At 60.3% G+C, this 13,997-nt stretch carries 12 protein-coding genes and 1 pseudogene; 8 read left to right on the plus strand and 5 right to left on the minus strand.

The genetic code is table 11. From position 1 onward, the window contains the following. The first annotated feature begins 7 nt into the window (after positions 1-7). Positions 8-670, plus strand: a complete 663-nt coding sequence (locus B208_RS0106595) for an HAD family hydrolase (RefSeq protein ID WP_007977909.1) — start codon at positions 8-10, stop codon at positions 668-670. On the opposite strand, the pseudogene B208_RS0106600 reads toward B208_RS0106595, so the two are convergent. After that, a pseudogene (locus B208_RS0106600) lies at positions 629-2,580 on the minus strand (molybdopterin biosynthesis protein). The gene B208_RS0106595 and the pseudogene B208_RS0106600 overlap by 42 nt on opposite strands. A 55-nt stretch (positions 2,581-2,635) precedes the next feature. After that, positions 2,636-3,910 (minus strand): molybdopterin molybdotransferase MoeA, encoded by a 1,275-nt coding sequence (locus B208_RS0106605; protein WP_007977913.1) that lies wholly within the window; start codon positions 3,908-3,910, stop codon positions 2,636-2,638. A 73-nt stretch (positions 3,911-3,983) separates the two neighbouring features. On the opposite strand from B208_RS0106605, the gene B208_RS0106610 reads away from it, so the two are divergent. From B208_RS0106610 to B208_RS0106640, 6 genes are all read left to right on the plus strand, one after another. Next, a complete protein-coding gene (locus tag B208_RS0106610; RefSeq protein ID WP_007977915.1) occupies positions 3,984-4,757 on the plus strand; it encodes a GIDE domain-containing protein in 774 nt (257 codons plus the stop codon). 52 nt (positions 4,758-4,809) lie between these two features. Beyond that, positions 4,810-5,166 carry an Hsp20/alpha crystallin family protein gene (locus tag B208_RS0106615; protein ID WP_007977916.1) on the plus strand — a complete coding sequence of 119 codons (357 nt, stop codon included), beginning with the start codon at positions 4,810-4,812 and terminating at the stop codon, positions 5,164-5,166. A 6-nt stretch (positions 5,167-5,172) separates the two neighbouring features. Continuing rightward, a complete protein-coding gene (locus B208_RS0106620; protein WP_007977917.1) occupies positions 5,173-6,843 on the plus strand; it encodes an ABC1 kinase family protein in 1,671 nt (556 codons plus the stop codon). A gap of 100 nt (positions 6,844-6,943) precedes the next feature. Then, on the plus strand, positions 6,944-7,318 hold the full coding sequence (locus tag B208_RS0106625; protein WP_007977918.1) for a hypothetical protein: 375 nt from the start codon (positions 6,944-6,946) through the stop codon (positions 7,316-7,318). Between the two features lie 984 nt (positions 7,319-8,302). Beyond that, positions 8,303-8,554 carry a ribbon-helix-helix domain-containing protein gene (locus tag B208_RS0106635; RefSeq protein WP_007977919.1) on the plus strand — a complete coding sequence of 84 codons (252 nt, stop codon included), beginning with the start codon at positions 8,303-8,305 and terminating at the stop codon, positions 8,552-8,554. Then, a complete protein-coding gene (locus B208_RS0106640; RefSeq protein WP_007977921.1) occupies positions 8,551-8,808 on the plus strand; it encodes a type II toxin-antitoxin system RelE family toxin in 258 nt (85 codons plus the stop codon). The genes B208_RS0106635 and B208_RS0106640 overlap by 4 nt, the downstream gene beginning before the upstream one ends. Positions 8,809-9,996: 1,188 nt before the next feature. Here the strand turns inward: B208_RS0106640 and B208_RS23765 are convergent. Then, the gene (locus B208_RS23765; RefSeq protein ID WP_139025488.1) at positions 9,997-10,461 is read right to left on the minus strand and encodes a hypothetical protein; all 465 of its coding nucleotides are present in this window, start codon (positions 10,459-10,461) and stop codon (positions 9,997-9,999) included. A 225-nt stretch (positions 10,462-10,686) separates the two neighbouring features. Beyond that, positions 10,687-11,199, minus strand: coding sequence for a hypothetical protein (locus tag B208_RS0106655; RefSeq protein WP_018128778.1), 513 nt, complete (start codon positions 11,197-11,199; stop codon positions 10,687-10,689). Between the two features lie 915 nt (positions 11,200-12,114). On the opposite strand from B208_RS0106655, the gene B208_RS0106660 reads away from it, so the two are divergent. Beyond that, on the plus strand, positions 12,115-13,233 hold the full coding sequence (locus tag B208_RS0106660; RefSeq protein ID WP_007977925.1) for an aminotransferase class I/II-fold pyridoxal phosphate-dependent enzyme: 1,119 nt from the start codon (positions 12,115-12,117) through the stop codon (positions 13,231-13,233). Between the two features lie 45 nt (positions 13,234-13,278). Here B208_RS0106660 and B208_RS0106665 read toward each other — a convergent pair whose 3' ends face one another. Beyond that, positions 13,279-13,908, minus strand: coding sequence for an RNA ligase partner protein (locus B208_RS0106665; RefSeq protein WP_007977926.1), 630 nt, complete (start codon positions 13,906-13,908; stop codon positions 13,279-13,281). Positions 13,909-13,997 lie beyond the last annotated feature (89 nt).

The raw sequence follows: 13,997 nt of genomic DNA on the forward strand, positions 1-13,997 counted from the left end.
AACCCCAATGGTCGCCCGTGAGTACGATTTTTGGCTGCTCGATTTGGACGGGACGCTCATCGACATCGACCCGTCGTACGTTCGCTCGGTGTTCGAGCGGGTGAGTGACCGCCTCGGCTACGAGTTTACGGACTACGAATCCGAAATCATCTGGCACGGTCTCGGCGGGTCTCGCGACGCCCAACTCCGACGGTGGGGTCTCGACCCGGTGGAGTTCTGGGAGGCGTTCCACTCCATCGAGGACCCGGAAGTTCGCGCCGAAAACACCTTCCTCTACGACGACGCCGCGTTCGTCGCCGACCTCGACTGCCCGGTCGGATTGGTGACCCACTGTCAGCAATTCCTCACCGACCCGGTGCTCGACGGACTCGACATCCGCGACTGGTTCGATACCGTCGTCTGCTGTGACGAACAACTGGGCTGGAAACCCGACCCCGAACCGGTCGAACACGCGATGGGACAACTCGACGTCAACGGCACCGACCGCGGCGTCCTCGCGGGCGACGGGTCGAGCGACATCGGCGCGGCGTGGAACGCGGGGCTGGATGCGGTCCACGTCGAGCGACACGACCCGACCCGTCGGAGACAGTGCGTCCTCGGCGACTACCGCGTGAACAGCTTCGACGAGCTATGGTCGAACGCCGGACAGACCTTCGAGAACACCGACTAACGTCGAGTCGAGCGCGGCCGCCAGTTCCTCGACGCCCGCCTTTTCCTCGCGGTTCGGATTGACGAGGATGCGAACTCGCTCCTCGCCGAGCGGGACGAACCCGAGGTCGAGTTCTCCGCCGTCGAGCGCAACCCGAGTCCGGCGTCCGCTGTCCCGGCGGCGACCTTTCTGGCCGGACTTTCGTGGGCCTTCACCGTGAGTTCGAATCCGGTGATGGATTCGACGAGTTCGTGGCGCGTCGTTTCGCGCTCCTCGGCGAGGTCGGCGACGGCGTTCCCGAGCGTGGTCCGAAGGCCGGAGTTCGTCCCGCGGTTGATGAATCGGAGGTCGCGGTCCACGAGGTCGGCCAAGCCCTCGATGTCGTCTGGGTTGTCGGGAGGAACGATGAGTCCCCACTCGCGGACGTAGGAGGCGAGTTCGGTGCCCGTGCTCGGGGACCGCGATTCCGCATCGCTCGCGGCGTCGCCGCTCGCACGTTCGTCGGACCGTGGTTCCGCCTCCCCGGTCGCCACCGCGAAGTCGGGTACGCCATTCCGGAGGCGGCGCAACCCTTCCCGACTGCCGAACGGGAGGTACCGTGGAGAGTCCAGCGAATCGAGCAGTCGGGAGAGGGCGGGGTCGTCCTCGCCGACGCCGAGGACGGACGGCGGGCGAACGTCCGGCGAGAAGAGTCGCACGGAAACCTCCTCACCCTCCGCAAGATAGGCCGTGTCGGGATGCACCGTCACCACGCCGTCGGCCTCCACGAGGCTGGTCGTGGCCCCGCTGCCCTTGTCCACCGGGTAGGCGAGCGTGCGGCCGTGTTCGTCCTCGACCAGACCGGTCGGCATGAGTCGCATTCGGCCCTCGCCGTAGCGCTCCTCGGTCGCCATCCGCGCGTCGACGGTCGCGGTGGCGGGGGCGGGGAGTCCGGCCGCCTCGCGGATGGCGGGCGCGACGAAGGCCCGGAAGATGGTCAGCGCGGAGACGGGGTAGCCCGGCAGGCCGACGTACGCGGAATCGGGGAACCGCCCGATGAGCATCGGTTTGCCGGGTTTGACGGCGACGCCGTGGAGCAGGAGTTCGCCGCGCGATTCGATGACGCGGTAGATGACGTCCACGGCGCTCGCGCTGGTCGAACCGGAAGAGAGCACGAGGTCGCACTCCTCGGAAGCCTCCAACAGCAGGCGCTCCATCTCCTCGTAGTCGTCGCCAGCGTGGGGGTACAGAACGGGGTCGCCGCCCGCCTCTTCGACGGCGGCGGCGATGGTGTAGCTGTTCACGTCGTAGATTTGGCCCGCCTCGTCCGACAGCGGGTTGCCGGGGCGGACGAGTTCGTCGCCCGTGGAGATGATGCCGACGCGGGGCGTTCCGCGGACGGGCACCTCGTCCACGCCGAGGGCCGACAGCAAGCCGATTTCGCGGGCGGTGAGTCGCGTTCCGGGGCCGAGGGCGCGCTGGCCCGCCGCGATGTCCGCCCCGGCCAGCATGGTGTGGTCGCCGGGTGCCACGGCGGTTCGGATTTCGACGCCCGTCCCGTCGTCGCGGTCCACGTAGTCGGTTCGCTCGACCATCACCACCGCGTCCGCGCCGGGCGGCATCACGGCCCCGGTGGAGATCTCGACGGCTTCGCCCTCGCCGACTTCCACGTCGGGTTCCGTCCCGGCGTGAACCTCCCCAACGAGGTCGAGGACGGTTGGGTCGGCCTCGTCCGCTCCGAAGGTATCCCGCGCTTTGACCGCGAAGCCGTCCATGCTCGCGCGGTCGAACCCCGGCACGTCGCGCTCCGCGTCGAACCGCTCGGCCAGCACGCGACCGCGCGCCTCCGTGAGCGCGACCGACTCCGGTTCGGGTGAGAGGTCGAGCGATGCAATCGCCTCGTGCGCTCGTTCCGGTTCGGCGAGGTCGCGGAACTCCTTTCGGTCGGTCACGCGAATCCCCCCGCGGTGAGCGTGACGCTATCGGACGCGGATTGTCCGGTCGAAGTCATGCGGACCACTCCCAGTTCGCCACGGCGACCGTCTCGCCCTCGGGAATCCCCTCGCGTCCTTCGGGAACCTCGACCCAGCCGTCGGCCAGCGCGACGCTGGAGAGGACGCCGGACCCGCTGGCTCGCGTCGGGGTTGCGACCGGTTCGTCGCCCTCGCGGTCCAGCGTCACCCGGACGAACGACCGGACGCCGGGTTCGCTCCGAATCTTGCGTCCGAGGCGGGCGGCGGTCGTCGGGGGGTCCTCCAGCGGGAGGTGACCGGACCACTTCAGCGCGGGGCGGAGGAACTGCATCGCGTTGATGATACAGGCGACGGGATAGCCGGGAAGCATCACGACCGGCGTCCCTTCGACCGCACCCTCGGAACTCGAAGCGTTCCGACTGTTCGCCGAGCCGTGCTCGACGATGCCGAGCGCGACGGGATGGCCCGGTTTCAGCGCGACGCCGTGGACGACGACGTCGCCGATGGAGGAGACGACTTCCGGGAGCAGGTCGCGTGCCCCCACGGAGGACCCGCCGGTCGTGACGACGATATCGTGGTCGAGGTTCGACTCGATGGCCTCGCGGAGTCGGTCCTCGTCGTCGGTCACGACGTCGTGGTAGGTCGCGCTGCCGCCCCACCGCTCGACCAGACGGGAGACGGTGAGGCCGTTCGTCTCGATGACTTCGCCCGGTTCCGGGTCGGCCTGCACCAGTTCCTCGCCGGTCGGAATCACGGCGACGCGCGGCCGGTCGTACACCGTGACCTCGCTCACGCCGACGGATTTCAACATGCCGAGGTCCGACGGGCGAAGTCGATGTCCGGCCTCGTACAGCGATTGGCCCGCCTCCACGTCCTCGCCGACGGGAGCGACGTTTTCGCCCTCCGCCACGGCGTCGAACACCTCGACCTCCTCGCCGAACTCGTCGATTTGCTCTATCATCACCACGGCGTCCGCGCCCTCCGGTACCTCGCTCCCGGTGTGCACTCGAACCGCCGCGCCGGGTGCCATCTCCTCCGCGCGGCGGAGGACCTCGGGCGACCGGCCGCTGGCTCCGAAGGTGTCCTGCGCACGAACCGCGTAGCCGTCCATCGCCGCCCGCGAGTAGTGGGGGACGTTTCGCGGGGCATCGACCGGTTCCGCGAGGATCCGTCCGTCCGCGTCCCGGAGCGGGATGGAATCGGTTCGGTCGTGACCGGCGACGACCTCGCGCAATCGGTCGCGCGCCGCCGACACGCGCGTCGTTTCCTTGAACCCGGACCGTTTTCTGTCCGGTTGATGGTCGCTCATATGAACCCGTTCGGGACGATGGGCAAAAAGGGAGCGGGGAACACTTATCGTTCCGTAGACAGCATCGTCCCGCATGGCCCTCCTCAACCACCCGTTCGCCCTCGCCCTCGCCGGTGTCGCCGTCGTTCTCGGCTGCGTGATGATCTGGTACGGCGGGCGCGAACTCGTGCTCGCGTATCGTATCCTCACCAACGACCCGAGCGACGTGATGTCGTTGGGCGACGGCGGCCCGGTCGAAGTCGAAGGGACCGCCCAGCCCGAACGGGGGACCGTCACGTCGCCGTTCACCGGAACGGAGTGTCTCGCCTACGAGTACGTCGTGAAAGAAGAGCGCAACTCGAAGAACGGTCGCCACTGGGAGACCATCGATTCGGGGCGGAACCACACGCCCTTCCGCATCGAGGACGAGACGGCGAGCGCGCTCGTCGATCCGCGCGCGGCCGACTTTCGCTTCAGCGCCGAACGCTCCATCGACGTCCGCGGCGGGACGCGGCCGCCCGAACGGGTCGTGGAGTTCATCCGGCGAAACGACGACGTGGACTCCGAGGAACGAAGCCTCGACCTGAAGGTGGTCGAGTTGAACACGGGAAAGGACCGCAAATACATCGAACGGCGGCTCGACCCCGACGAGTCGGTTCACATCCTCGGCGAGGCGCGCTACGACGCGAGCGCCGGACACGACGCGGGCGAGGTGAACGTCGTCATCGGCCACGGGGAGGATACCCGGTTCCTCGTTTCCGACACGGACGAACGCGGCGCGACGTTGCGCGTAGCGTGGAAGGGACTTCCCTTCGTGGTCGCCGGGGTCTTGTTTTTCGCCATCGGCGCGTTCGTGCTCGGATGGTAACACGACCGTCGATACCGTACCCTTTTTCGGTCCTGCCTCCTAACACGGAACTATGTCAGCGCTGCGCGATGCGTTGCGAGAACTCCCGGACGCCGTGTTCGCGGACCTGTTGGAGAACGATGAGGCGTATCTCCTCGTCCTCGATATGCCCGGCGTCACCGAGGAAACTATCGACATCGACGTGACGAATGGCCGCCTCCAGATAGAAGCGCGGCGCGAGAAGAACGTCCCCATGGAGTTCGACTACGTGAGCGAGGAGCGGCCCCTGTTCCTCGACGCCGAACTCCCGCTCCCGCCGGACGCGACCGGCGCGGGTGCGGAAGCCGCGGTGGGTCGTGGCGTCCTCGAAATCACGCTCCCCAAACAGTCGTCGGCTCCCGACGAGTCGGTGCCGGTCACGAGCCGCTAAGCGCGGGTGGTCACACTGGCATTCCTCCGCGCATACCGTCGGTTCGTCGTCGTCGCATGGCACTTCCTGCCGCTGCTGGTGAGCTACGCCCGCGACCGGAACCGATTCCTGTTTTTCGGGTCGTCCCGACGGGTGACCAGCGAGATGCGAATCGAGCGGGCGAACACGCTCCTCGAATCGCTGCTCACCCTCGGCCCGACGTTCATCAAACTCGGGCAGTTGCTCTCGACGCGCCCCGACATCCTCCCGCCGGAGTACGTGGACGAACTCTCGAAGCTTCAGGACGAAGTGCCGCCAGCGCCGTGGGAGGACGCAGAACGGGTCATCGAGGCCGAACTCGGCCCCGTCGAGGATCACTTCGACGAGTTCGACACCGAGGCGATAAGCGGCGCGAGTCTCGGACAGGTGTACGCCGCGCAAATCGACGGCGAGCGCGTCGCCGTGAAGGTCAGACGCCCCGGCATCGAGGAGTTGGTCGAGGCGGACCTGCGGGTCATCCGCTGGTCGCTCCCGCTCCTCATGCGCTTTATCGGACAGGCGCGAGCCTTCTCGCTCGAAAACCTCGCCGACGAGTTCGGCCGCACCATTCGGGAGGAGATGGATTACGGCCGCGAGGCGTCGATGTTGACCGAAATCCGCGAGAACTTCGCGGACGACCCGGACATCGCCATTCCGCGCGTCATCACGAGTCGTTCCGGGTCCCGCGTCCTCACGATGGAGTACCTCGGCGGGACGAAAATAAACCGCGTCGACGAACTCGACGAGGAGGGACTCGACCGCCACGAACTCGCCGAGACGCTCCAGCGGGCGTACCTCCAGATGATAATTCAGGACGGCGTGTTCCACGCCGACCCCCATCCGGGCAACCTCGCCGTCACGGACGACGGGCGCATCATCTTCTACGACTTCGGCATGAGCGGGCGGGTGGACGAGTTCATCCAGCGCAAAATCGTGGACTTCTACATCGCGGTGGCGAACCAGGACATCGAGGGCATCCTCGACGCCCTCATCGAGATGGGGACCCTCAGCCCGGAAGCCGACCGGGTGACGATGGGGAAGGTGATGGAACTCGCCATCGAGGACGCGCGGGGCGAGGACATCGAGACCTACCGCGTCCAACAAATCGTCTCGCAAGTCGAAGACACGATTTACGAGTTCCCGCTCCGGTTGCCGTCGAACCTCGCGCTCGTTCTCCGCGTGGCGACGGTCGTGGAAGGGGTCTGTGTCACGCTCGACCCCGGCTTCGACTTCATCGCGGTGGCGACGGAGTACCTCACCGAGGAGGGCTACCGCGAGGAGTCCATCAAGCAGTACGTCTCCGAAACGGGCGACCAACTGCAAGCGTCGGCCCAGTCGCTCGTTCGGACGCCGCCGAAACTGGAACGGGCGCTGGACCGCATCGACCGCGACGACCTCTACGCCCGCGTCAGCATCGAGGACAACAACGACGTGTTCGACCTGCTGGCCAAACGCCTCATCTACGGCATCCTCCTCGCCTTCGGCGGGTTGACGACGGCGGTGCTGTACGCCGCGGAAGCGTTCCCCGCCGCCGCGGTGGCCGGAGTCATCTCGCTGTTCATCACCCTCCTGCTCTACCGCTCGTTCCGCAAACGGCGCGGGATTCGGGCGACGCCGCAGTTCACGCGCCAGAACCTGCGGGATCGAGGCGGGGAGTAGGAACTCGTTGACACCGTTGCTGTCTTGCGGTTCGTCGTCCGCCACCCAATGTCAGCGAAATTCCAATATCCTTTTTCCACGGCGGAGACACGTTGCAACTGTGACTACAACCGCCCATCCCTCCGCCACCAGCACCGAGAGCCACTGGTGGATACTCCTCCTCCCGAGTCTGCTACTGTCGATTTCCGCCGCGCTCGGCCTATCGGTTTCCGCGATTGCCTTCCGCCTCGAACCGTCGAGTACCCTCTCGTACCTTCCGCCGCTGGTCGGACTCGTTCTCGCTCTCGCGTATTTCACCGCCCCCGCCGCCGTCGCAGTCGGAATTCACTTCGACCGGCGGTACATCGCGTCGGTGTCAGAGTGGGAACCTCGGTCCGAATACACCCTCCTCGGCCTCGCCATGTGGTTCGGTATCGGCATCCCGCTCGGTCTGCTGTACCTCTACCGCCGTCACAAGTACGTCGGCGTTCCCTGAGTCGAATTCACGATATCTAGTAGTCGGGATGGTGACGATCTATCAATCACCACCTATACTTATTTATTCACGAGTGTTCTGATAGATAGCATGAATGTGCCCTCTGTGCACCGATCTTCTGAGTTTCGCCAACTACTTTTCATCGGGTTTTCTGTAGTCACGACGATTGCTTTGTCGTACGATTATGTGACAACAGAGGCGGTTTCAGACGCGTTTTTCGCTATCATCGGATCGGGTCTGTTGCTCGCGGTTCTGGTGAGTGTTCCAGTACTGCTGTTCGATCGTGGGCCGGGTTTGGACTGATAAAACGCGCTCTAATCAGCGTGAAGTCGGTTTCTGATCCTTGAATCCATAAGCGGAAGTAACACCACCCCGGGACCCCCGAATGGATCTGTGCGCGGATCGTAGTGTGGTCCGATCATCGACCAGACTCTCAACCGAGGATACTGTTCGTCACGTCGTTTTGCATAGAGGATGCGTATCGGTTACAGGGAGAGGTGGTGGTTAACGGTGAGTGAAAAGAAACGGTCAGGAGAATGGTTAAGATAACAGCGAATAGAGGGAAGGTATGGCTAACTCGTCACCGCCGTCCATTCCGCGAAGTTGGGCTACCACGATAATTGTTCTATATATACTATTTTTACTATAATCAATTCTGTTAGCGGGTCAACCTCTACTTGGACTGCTTCCCGCACTAATCATCATTCCGCTCTACTTACTGTGGCGACTTCTCGTCGCGATAGAAGCCATTGCCGACGCTCAACAGCGTATCGCCCACCAACAAGACCAGAAGAGATAGACACGGCAATCTACGGGTGTTCCATCACAATTCATCTGATTACACGCTCTCCACTCAGCATGAAGTCGGGCTTTTGCCCCATGATCTCATAAGCGGAAGCGTTAGGCCTCTCACATCGGGCGACTCATTGCTCACAGTGACCGTCAACACAATATTCAATACGATAGAACTACTATCGTACTACGATGACAACACTGACAATCAAAGTCCCCGATGGAATGGATGACGATATCAACGAATATATCGAAGAGACCGGTAAATTCGTCAATAAAAGCGATTTCGCCCGTCATACCATCCGTCGGTACATGGAGGAGAACCCAATCACGCTCTCAGACCAGACGCTTGAGGACATCCGAATCAGTGAAAAGCAATTCGAGGAAGGCAAGACCGTCTCTCACAATGAAGTGCGTGAACGACTTGGACATAGCGAAGAATGACCACAGTCGAGTGGTCTGATAGAGGAGTAGAGCAGATAGAAGACTTGGAACATGACATTCAAGATCGAATTCTCAATAAACTCGACGAAGCCACTGAGTGGACAGAACACAGACTTGAACCATTGACTAATTATCCCTATTACAAACTTCGAGCCGGTGATTATCGCGTCATTATCGATTGGAAGCGGGATACCGATGTGCTGCGGGTGCTTGCAGTCGGCCATCGAAAGAACGTCTATGACCGGAACCTGTAACCCCATTCCTTGTTGATTTAATAAGCGGAAGTAGCTCCCCACGGACCCCCCGAATCAATCTATGCGCAACGCTTTCTCACCCTGGACTGGTGGGTGATCTTAGAGGATTGTAACGAACTGTTCGCATGCTATCGGCGCTCAAAAGTCGTAAAGCACCCTGAGAAGTACAGCTCCGGTGACTGCGGCGGATCACTGCAGGTTAAAGAGGCCAATAGCGAATGACAGCCGATAACCGACCGGGTGTGATACGACTTGGGGTACAGTGTTTCGGTTCACGACTTGTTACAGTTCGTAGTGGCATGAATCTTCTCGGGAGGTGTGATGGTGACATCGATCTGTTTTGGCGAACACCCAGTGAAATTCAGTCGTTTTGTACTGCTGTTTGCCTCAATGAGCACTGACGCAGTGTTCGTATCAAGATTCATATTAGCCTCCTTGCGCTCATTTGGTTGCAGGAGAAAGTCGTAGCTGCCTATCGACTCGTTGTTTGCATCTCGTAACCCGATCCAGACATATTTGTCCTTGCTAGTGTTATTCTCGGCTGTCATTCCGATGCTGATCGATTGTGTGAGACATCCAGCAGCCAGAAGGACAACCACCAGTATCCCTAGCATTCGAACGGCAGACCGTCGATCCATAGTGCATTACGTGGCCGAAACCCCATGATAATTCCGGACCACGAAACCTGTTTAAAAACGGAAGTTCCATTTGTTCCTCCCATTATTTTTCCATCTACCGACGCTTTCAGCCCTCCCATCTTCTCAATCGCTCGTTTTTGACTAATTCAGACTCTCACGAAGGTTAGTATATTATATCAACTTACGTCTTCACTTCCGATCTGTCTGGCGATTGTTCACAGCGATTCATAGCGAAGTGTCTGTGTATGCTCCTGAAATGGCCCTGTTCGATACGCTTATAACGAGCTTGCTATCGTGTTGGACGAGACACGAGACGACTGACGTTGAGCGACTTGCAACGCGAATACTCGAAAATGATGGGAACACACAGCTGCTGATTGGCGTCATTAGGCGGATAACAGTGGAACTCACATTCAATCGGATAACTGAATTCGATCACGCAAACGCCAATTGAGACTGCTTGATTCGATGGCGACGGGTGCTGGCATATCTACTGGCGGCGGATGGATGGTTAAGTGCTTGAATCAGGCGCGTTGGAGCTAGCAACAGGTCATTTTGAGGAGGACGACCAGTAGTGATCAACGACCCAAGGGAAGAAGCTGATCGCAATTGTACTGATGGTAATCCCGACGAGTGCTGAGAGATACATCGAATGGGAAAACGACCCAATGTAGCCACCACAATACCCCGCCACTAACAGCAGCACATTATAGTAGAGTATTCTCACGCCAAACAACGAGGGTGTCAGCGAAAGCCAGCCAGGCTCTGTTCGCGTTGGTGGTGTCACCCATTCACCATAGAAGAGAGCAATACCGACAACGGCGGTTCCCCACCCAAAAACAAGCGCATTTTTAACACCAATCGCAGAAATCGGCTCTAAATTGAGAATGAGAACGAGGACTGGCAGTGCAGGGATTGAGATATCGAATACCGCGTACACCAGGTCACCAACGGGATCGGTAGCTGAGATGGTTGGAAATCTCTGCTCTGATTTTCGGGGCGTTGAGGATGACATTGGTACTCACACTCTCAGTCTCGAACTTCGGGGGCGTACGTCAAAAAATTATTGTTATTTTCTATTACTATGTCTATGAATTCTTCTGGAGGCGTTTCACCGAGCTATTAGACTCGTGCAGACATCGAAGTCGTCGTGTTCATTTCCTATACAATGATTGATCGGTGAATTTCATACTGGACTTTGGCCAATTCTTGATGGGCCGGTAGAGTCATTGGTATTAGATCACGTGTGCCGCCGGGTCGCAATTGCTCCAGCGAGCGATGGGAAACTTCCAACGGCAAGTCCGCCAATCACGACTGCCCACCCCATTGGGAGTAAGGGAAGTTGGATTGTTTTGCCGAGCAAATCACCGCCATAGGCGATGACGGCTAACGCGAGGTTGAAATAGAGGAACCGGAGGCCGATCAGCAGTGGAGTTAGCGAAACCCAGCCGGGGATGTCAGTAAAGAGCGGCTGTATCCAGCCACCACGGATCAAGGCTGTTCCGAGGACCATTGTTAGCCATCCAATCATGGCCGCGCTTTTGATTCCGCCAAATTCGACTGCGGTAGTGACCATAATGACGTAGAGCAATGGAATACAGGGGACGGAGATATCGGCAAATGCATAGACGGTGTCGTCGATGAGGAGGCCAAGGCCATCTTTTTCGACGGTTGTGAGGGTGCCATGGCCACTGAATGAGCGTCGGGTGTTGGTCTCTGCTGGTCGGGGGGTGCGTCCTGGTGGACCAGACATGGTATTTCAAAACTTCTCTGTACGGTAATAAAAACATTCAGGATTGCTGCATTTCTATCACGTGTCTGAATACAAATCAGACACGGGATTGCCGATTTGGTTCGGCTATCCCGAACAATTCTGGGGAAAGACGTCTGTTTTCTGGGATTTCGGAACGTTTTAAGATGCGTGATTGATTTGATAACCGAAGTAGAACGTAAGACGGAAGCGAGGTCGATTCCTCGAATTTGGCCGATTTGGGCGGTTGACTTCCTGTGGGCAGTATAAGCGGCAGTAGCTCTCGCCCAATTGTCTCGACTTTAATATTGAACGAAAGAACTTTTCGATCCCAAACCAATTTCAATCTATGGCCTCATCTCGAGTCTGTTGGTTTGCTATCGCCATTACGGGAAGTACCTGGGTCATTCAGTCCGTACTTGAGCTTCAGACAGAGCCCCTCTCACTCTGGGTAGTAATTGGTCTCATTGGGGCACTGATAATGGCAATCACTGGTGTTTATGGTGTATTCCGAGCTGCGAAAATAAATGGACCAGCCAAACAGAGTTGGATAACGTATGCTTGTGTATTAGCAGCGATTTTATCCCTCATCTCATTAGGCCTGGGATGAATTGAGTGAGAACTCTCTTAGGTCATTATTCTATAATCAACATCTTACTCAAAACAGGTGTCCACACCCGCTTAGTGCAATATGTGGCAGTGAAATCGATTGGAGCGCCATCCTCGCCGAAGCAAGCGTTCTTTCTCCGACCGATTCGCGCTTCCTCGTCAGCGTCCGTTTCCCCACCGGTTCGACCATCGGTCACGACAAACAGTACGACCCGTCCAGAGAAATCCGTCCCGTCACCGCGATTGTTCTCTCAATTCCCTCCCTGCCACATTCCGTAGCTTTTCGACCGACCGCGCCCAAGTCCGGGTATGAACATCGAACCCTTCGGCTTGGAGCGCTGGTTCGCCGAGTACGAACACGAGGCCGACATCATGCTGGCCGAGAGCGGCATCCGAAGCCTCGACGCCGACCGCTTCGATTTGAACCCCGGCGAGTTGGGCTACGTCATCCCGACGAACGGGGACCCCGAATTCCGCGCCGAGGTCGGCGAGCGCTACGGTCGGAGCGAAGACGAAGTGCTGTTCACCTGCGGGACGCAGGAAGCGAACTTTCTGGCGTTCCTGAGCCTGCTGGACGACGACGGACACGCAGTCGGCGGCGACGCCGCCTCTTCGCCCCGTGCGCGAAGTGCGCACGCGGTAGTAGTCACGCCGACCTACCAAGCACTCCACGCCGTCCCCGAGTCGATGGGCGAGGTGAGCAGGGTGTGGCTCGAACCGCCGGAGTGGGAACTCGACGTGGACGCCGTCGCCGACGCGATTCGGGAGGATACGAACGTCGTCGTCCTCAACAACCCGAACAATCCGACCGGCCGGTACCATCCGCAGGAGAAGGTCGAGGCCGTCTACGACCTCGCGGAAGACGCCGGGGCGTACCTGCTCTGTGACGAGGTGTACCGACTGCTCGCGTCCGACCCCGTGGACCCCGTGGCCAGCATGGGCGAGTACGGCATCAGCACGACGAGTCTCACGAAGGCCTACGGACTCGCTGGCCTGCGGTTCGGCTGGCTCGTCGGGGCGGAAGAGGTCGTCGAAGGTGCGTGGGAGTGGAAGGATTACACCACCATCTCGCCGGGCATCATCGACCAGCACGTCGCTCGGCAGGCGCTCGGCGAGCACGAAGACGACATTCTCGCGGAAAACCGCGAGTTGGCGGCGAGCAACCGCGACCGCGTGCGCGAGTTCGTGGACGAACACGGACTGGAGTGGTACGACCCGGTCGGCGTCAACGGGTTCGTTCGGATTCCGGACGGGTTCGAAGACGCCGAGGCGTTCTGTCGCGGCGTCGTGGAAGAGGAGAGCGTCGTCCTCGCGCCGGGGACCCTGTTCGGCTACGACCGGTACTTCCGCATCGGGTTCGGACTGCCCGCCGAGGAGTTAGAAGACGGATTAGGACGCGTCGAATCGTTCCTCGAACGGCACGCGTAACCGGATTTTGGCGACGAGAGGGAGTTCGTTCCGTTTAATTCGAAATCACATCTCTTCGCTCGCGTCGAGGTACGATTCGAGGAGCGGCGGGAAGTCGCGGCCGCGGAGGTAGCGCAGGCCGAAATCCTCGGCCCAGTTGATGATGCCGGTGTCCTCGGTGACGACGCCCGCGTCGAGTTCGCGGGCGAGGATGAGCAGGTCGAAGTCCTCGCGGGAGTCCAGGACGCCGCGGCGGAGCGTGGAACGGTACTGGCTTCTGAGGTCGGAGATGACCGTCCCCACGTCGGCCTGTCCGTTGTCGGACGCTTCCCTGACGGCGTTTTCGGACACGCGGAGGCCCTTGTCCACGCGGCCGCTCATCTCGTCGATGAACCGGTAGACGAGATCGGCGGGAATCATCACCTCGAAGCGGGCGGGGTTCTTCTTGATGACCCACGTTTCGAGTTTCGAGAGGACGGGCTCCGAGACGCCGCGCTCTTCGAGGATGGCGGTGAGTTCGTCGTGAACGGAGGGCGGAATGTAACAGGAGATGTTGAGCGCGAGTTTCGCGGTGGCGATGGAGTCGAGAAGTCGTTCGATGGCGTCCTCCAATCCCTCGTCTCCGACGCGGATTTCCTCGGAGAGGAAGACGGATGTATCGAGGACGAACCGCTGTTTCAGCGGATGTTCCGGCATATGTGGCGATTCGAGCCGAGAAGCAAAAGCCCTTCCATGACATTTGTTCACATTCAACATGTGCGAACTCCTGAAAAAGGTTCATAACC

This window comes from Haladaptatus paucihalophilus DX253 (assembly GCF_000376445.1).
GTDB classification, from domain to species: Archaea; Halobacteriota; Halobacteria; order Halobacteriales; family Haladaptataceae; genus Haladaptatus; species Haladaptatus paucihalophilus.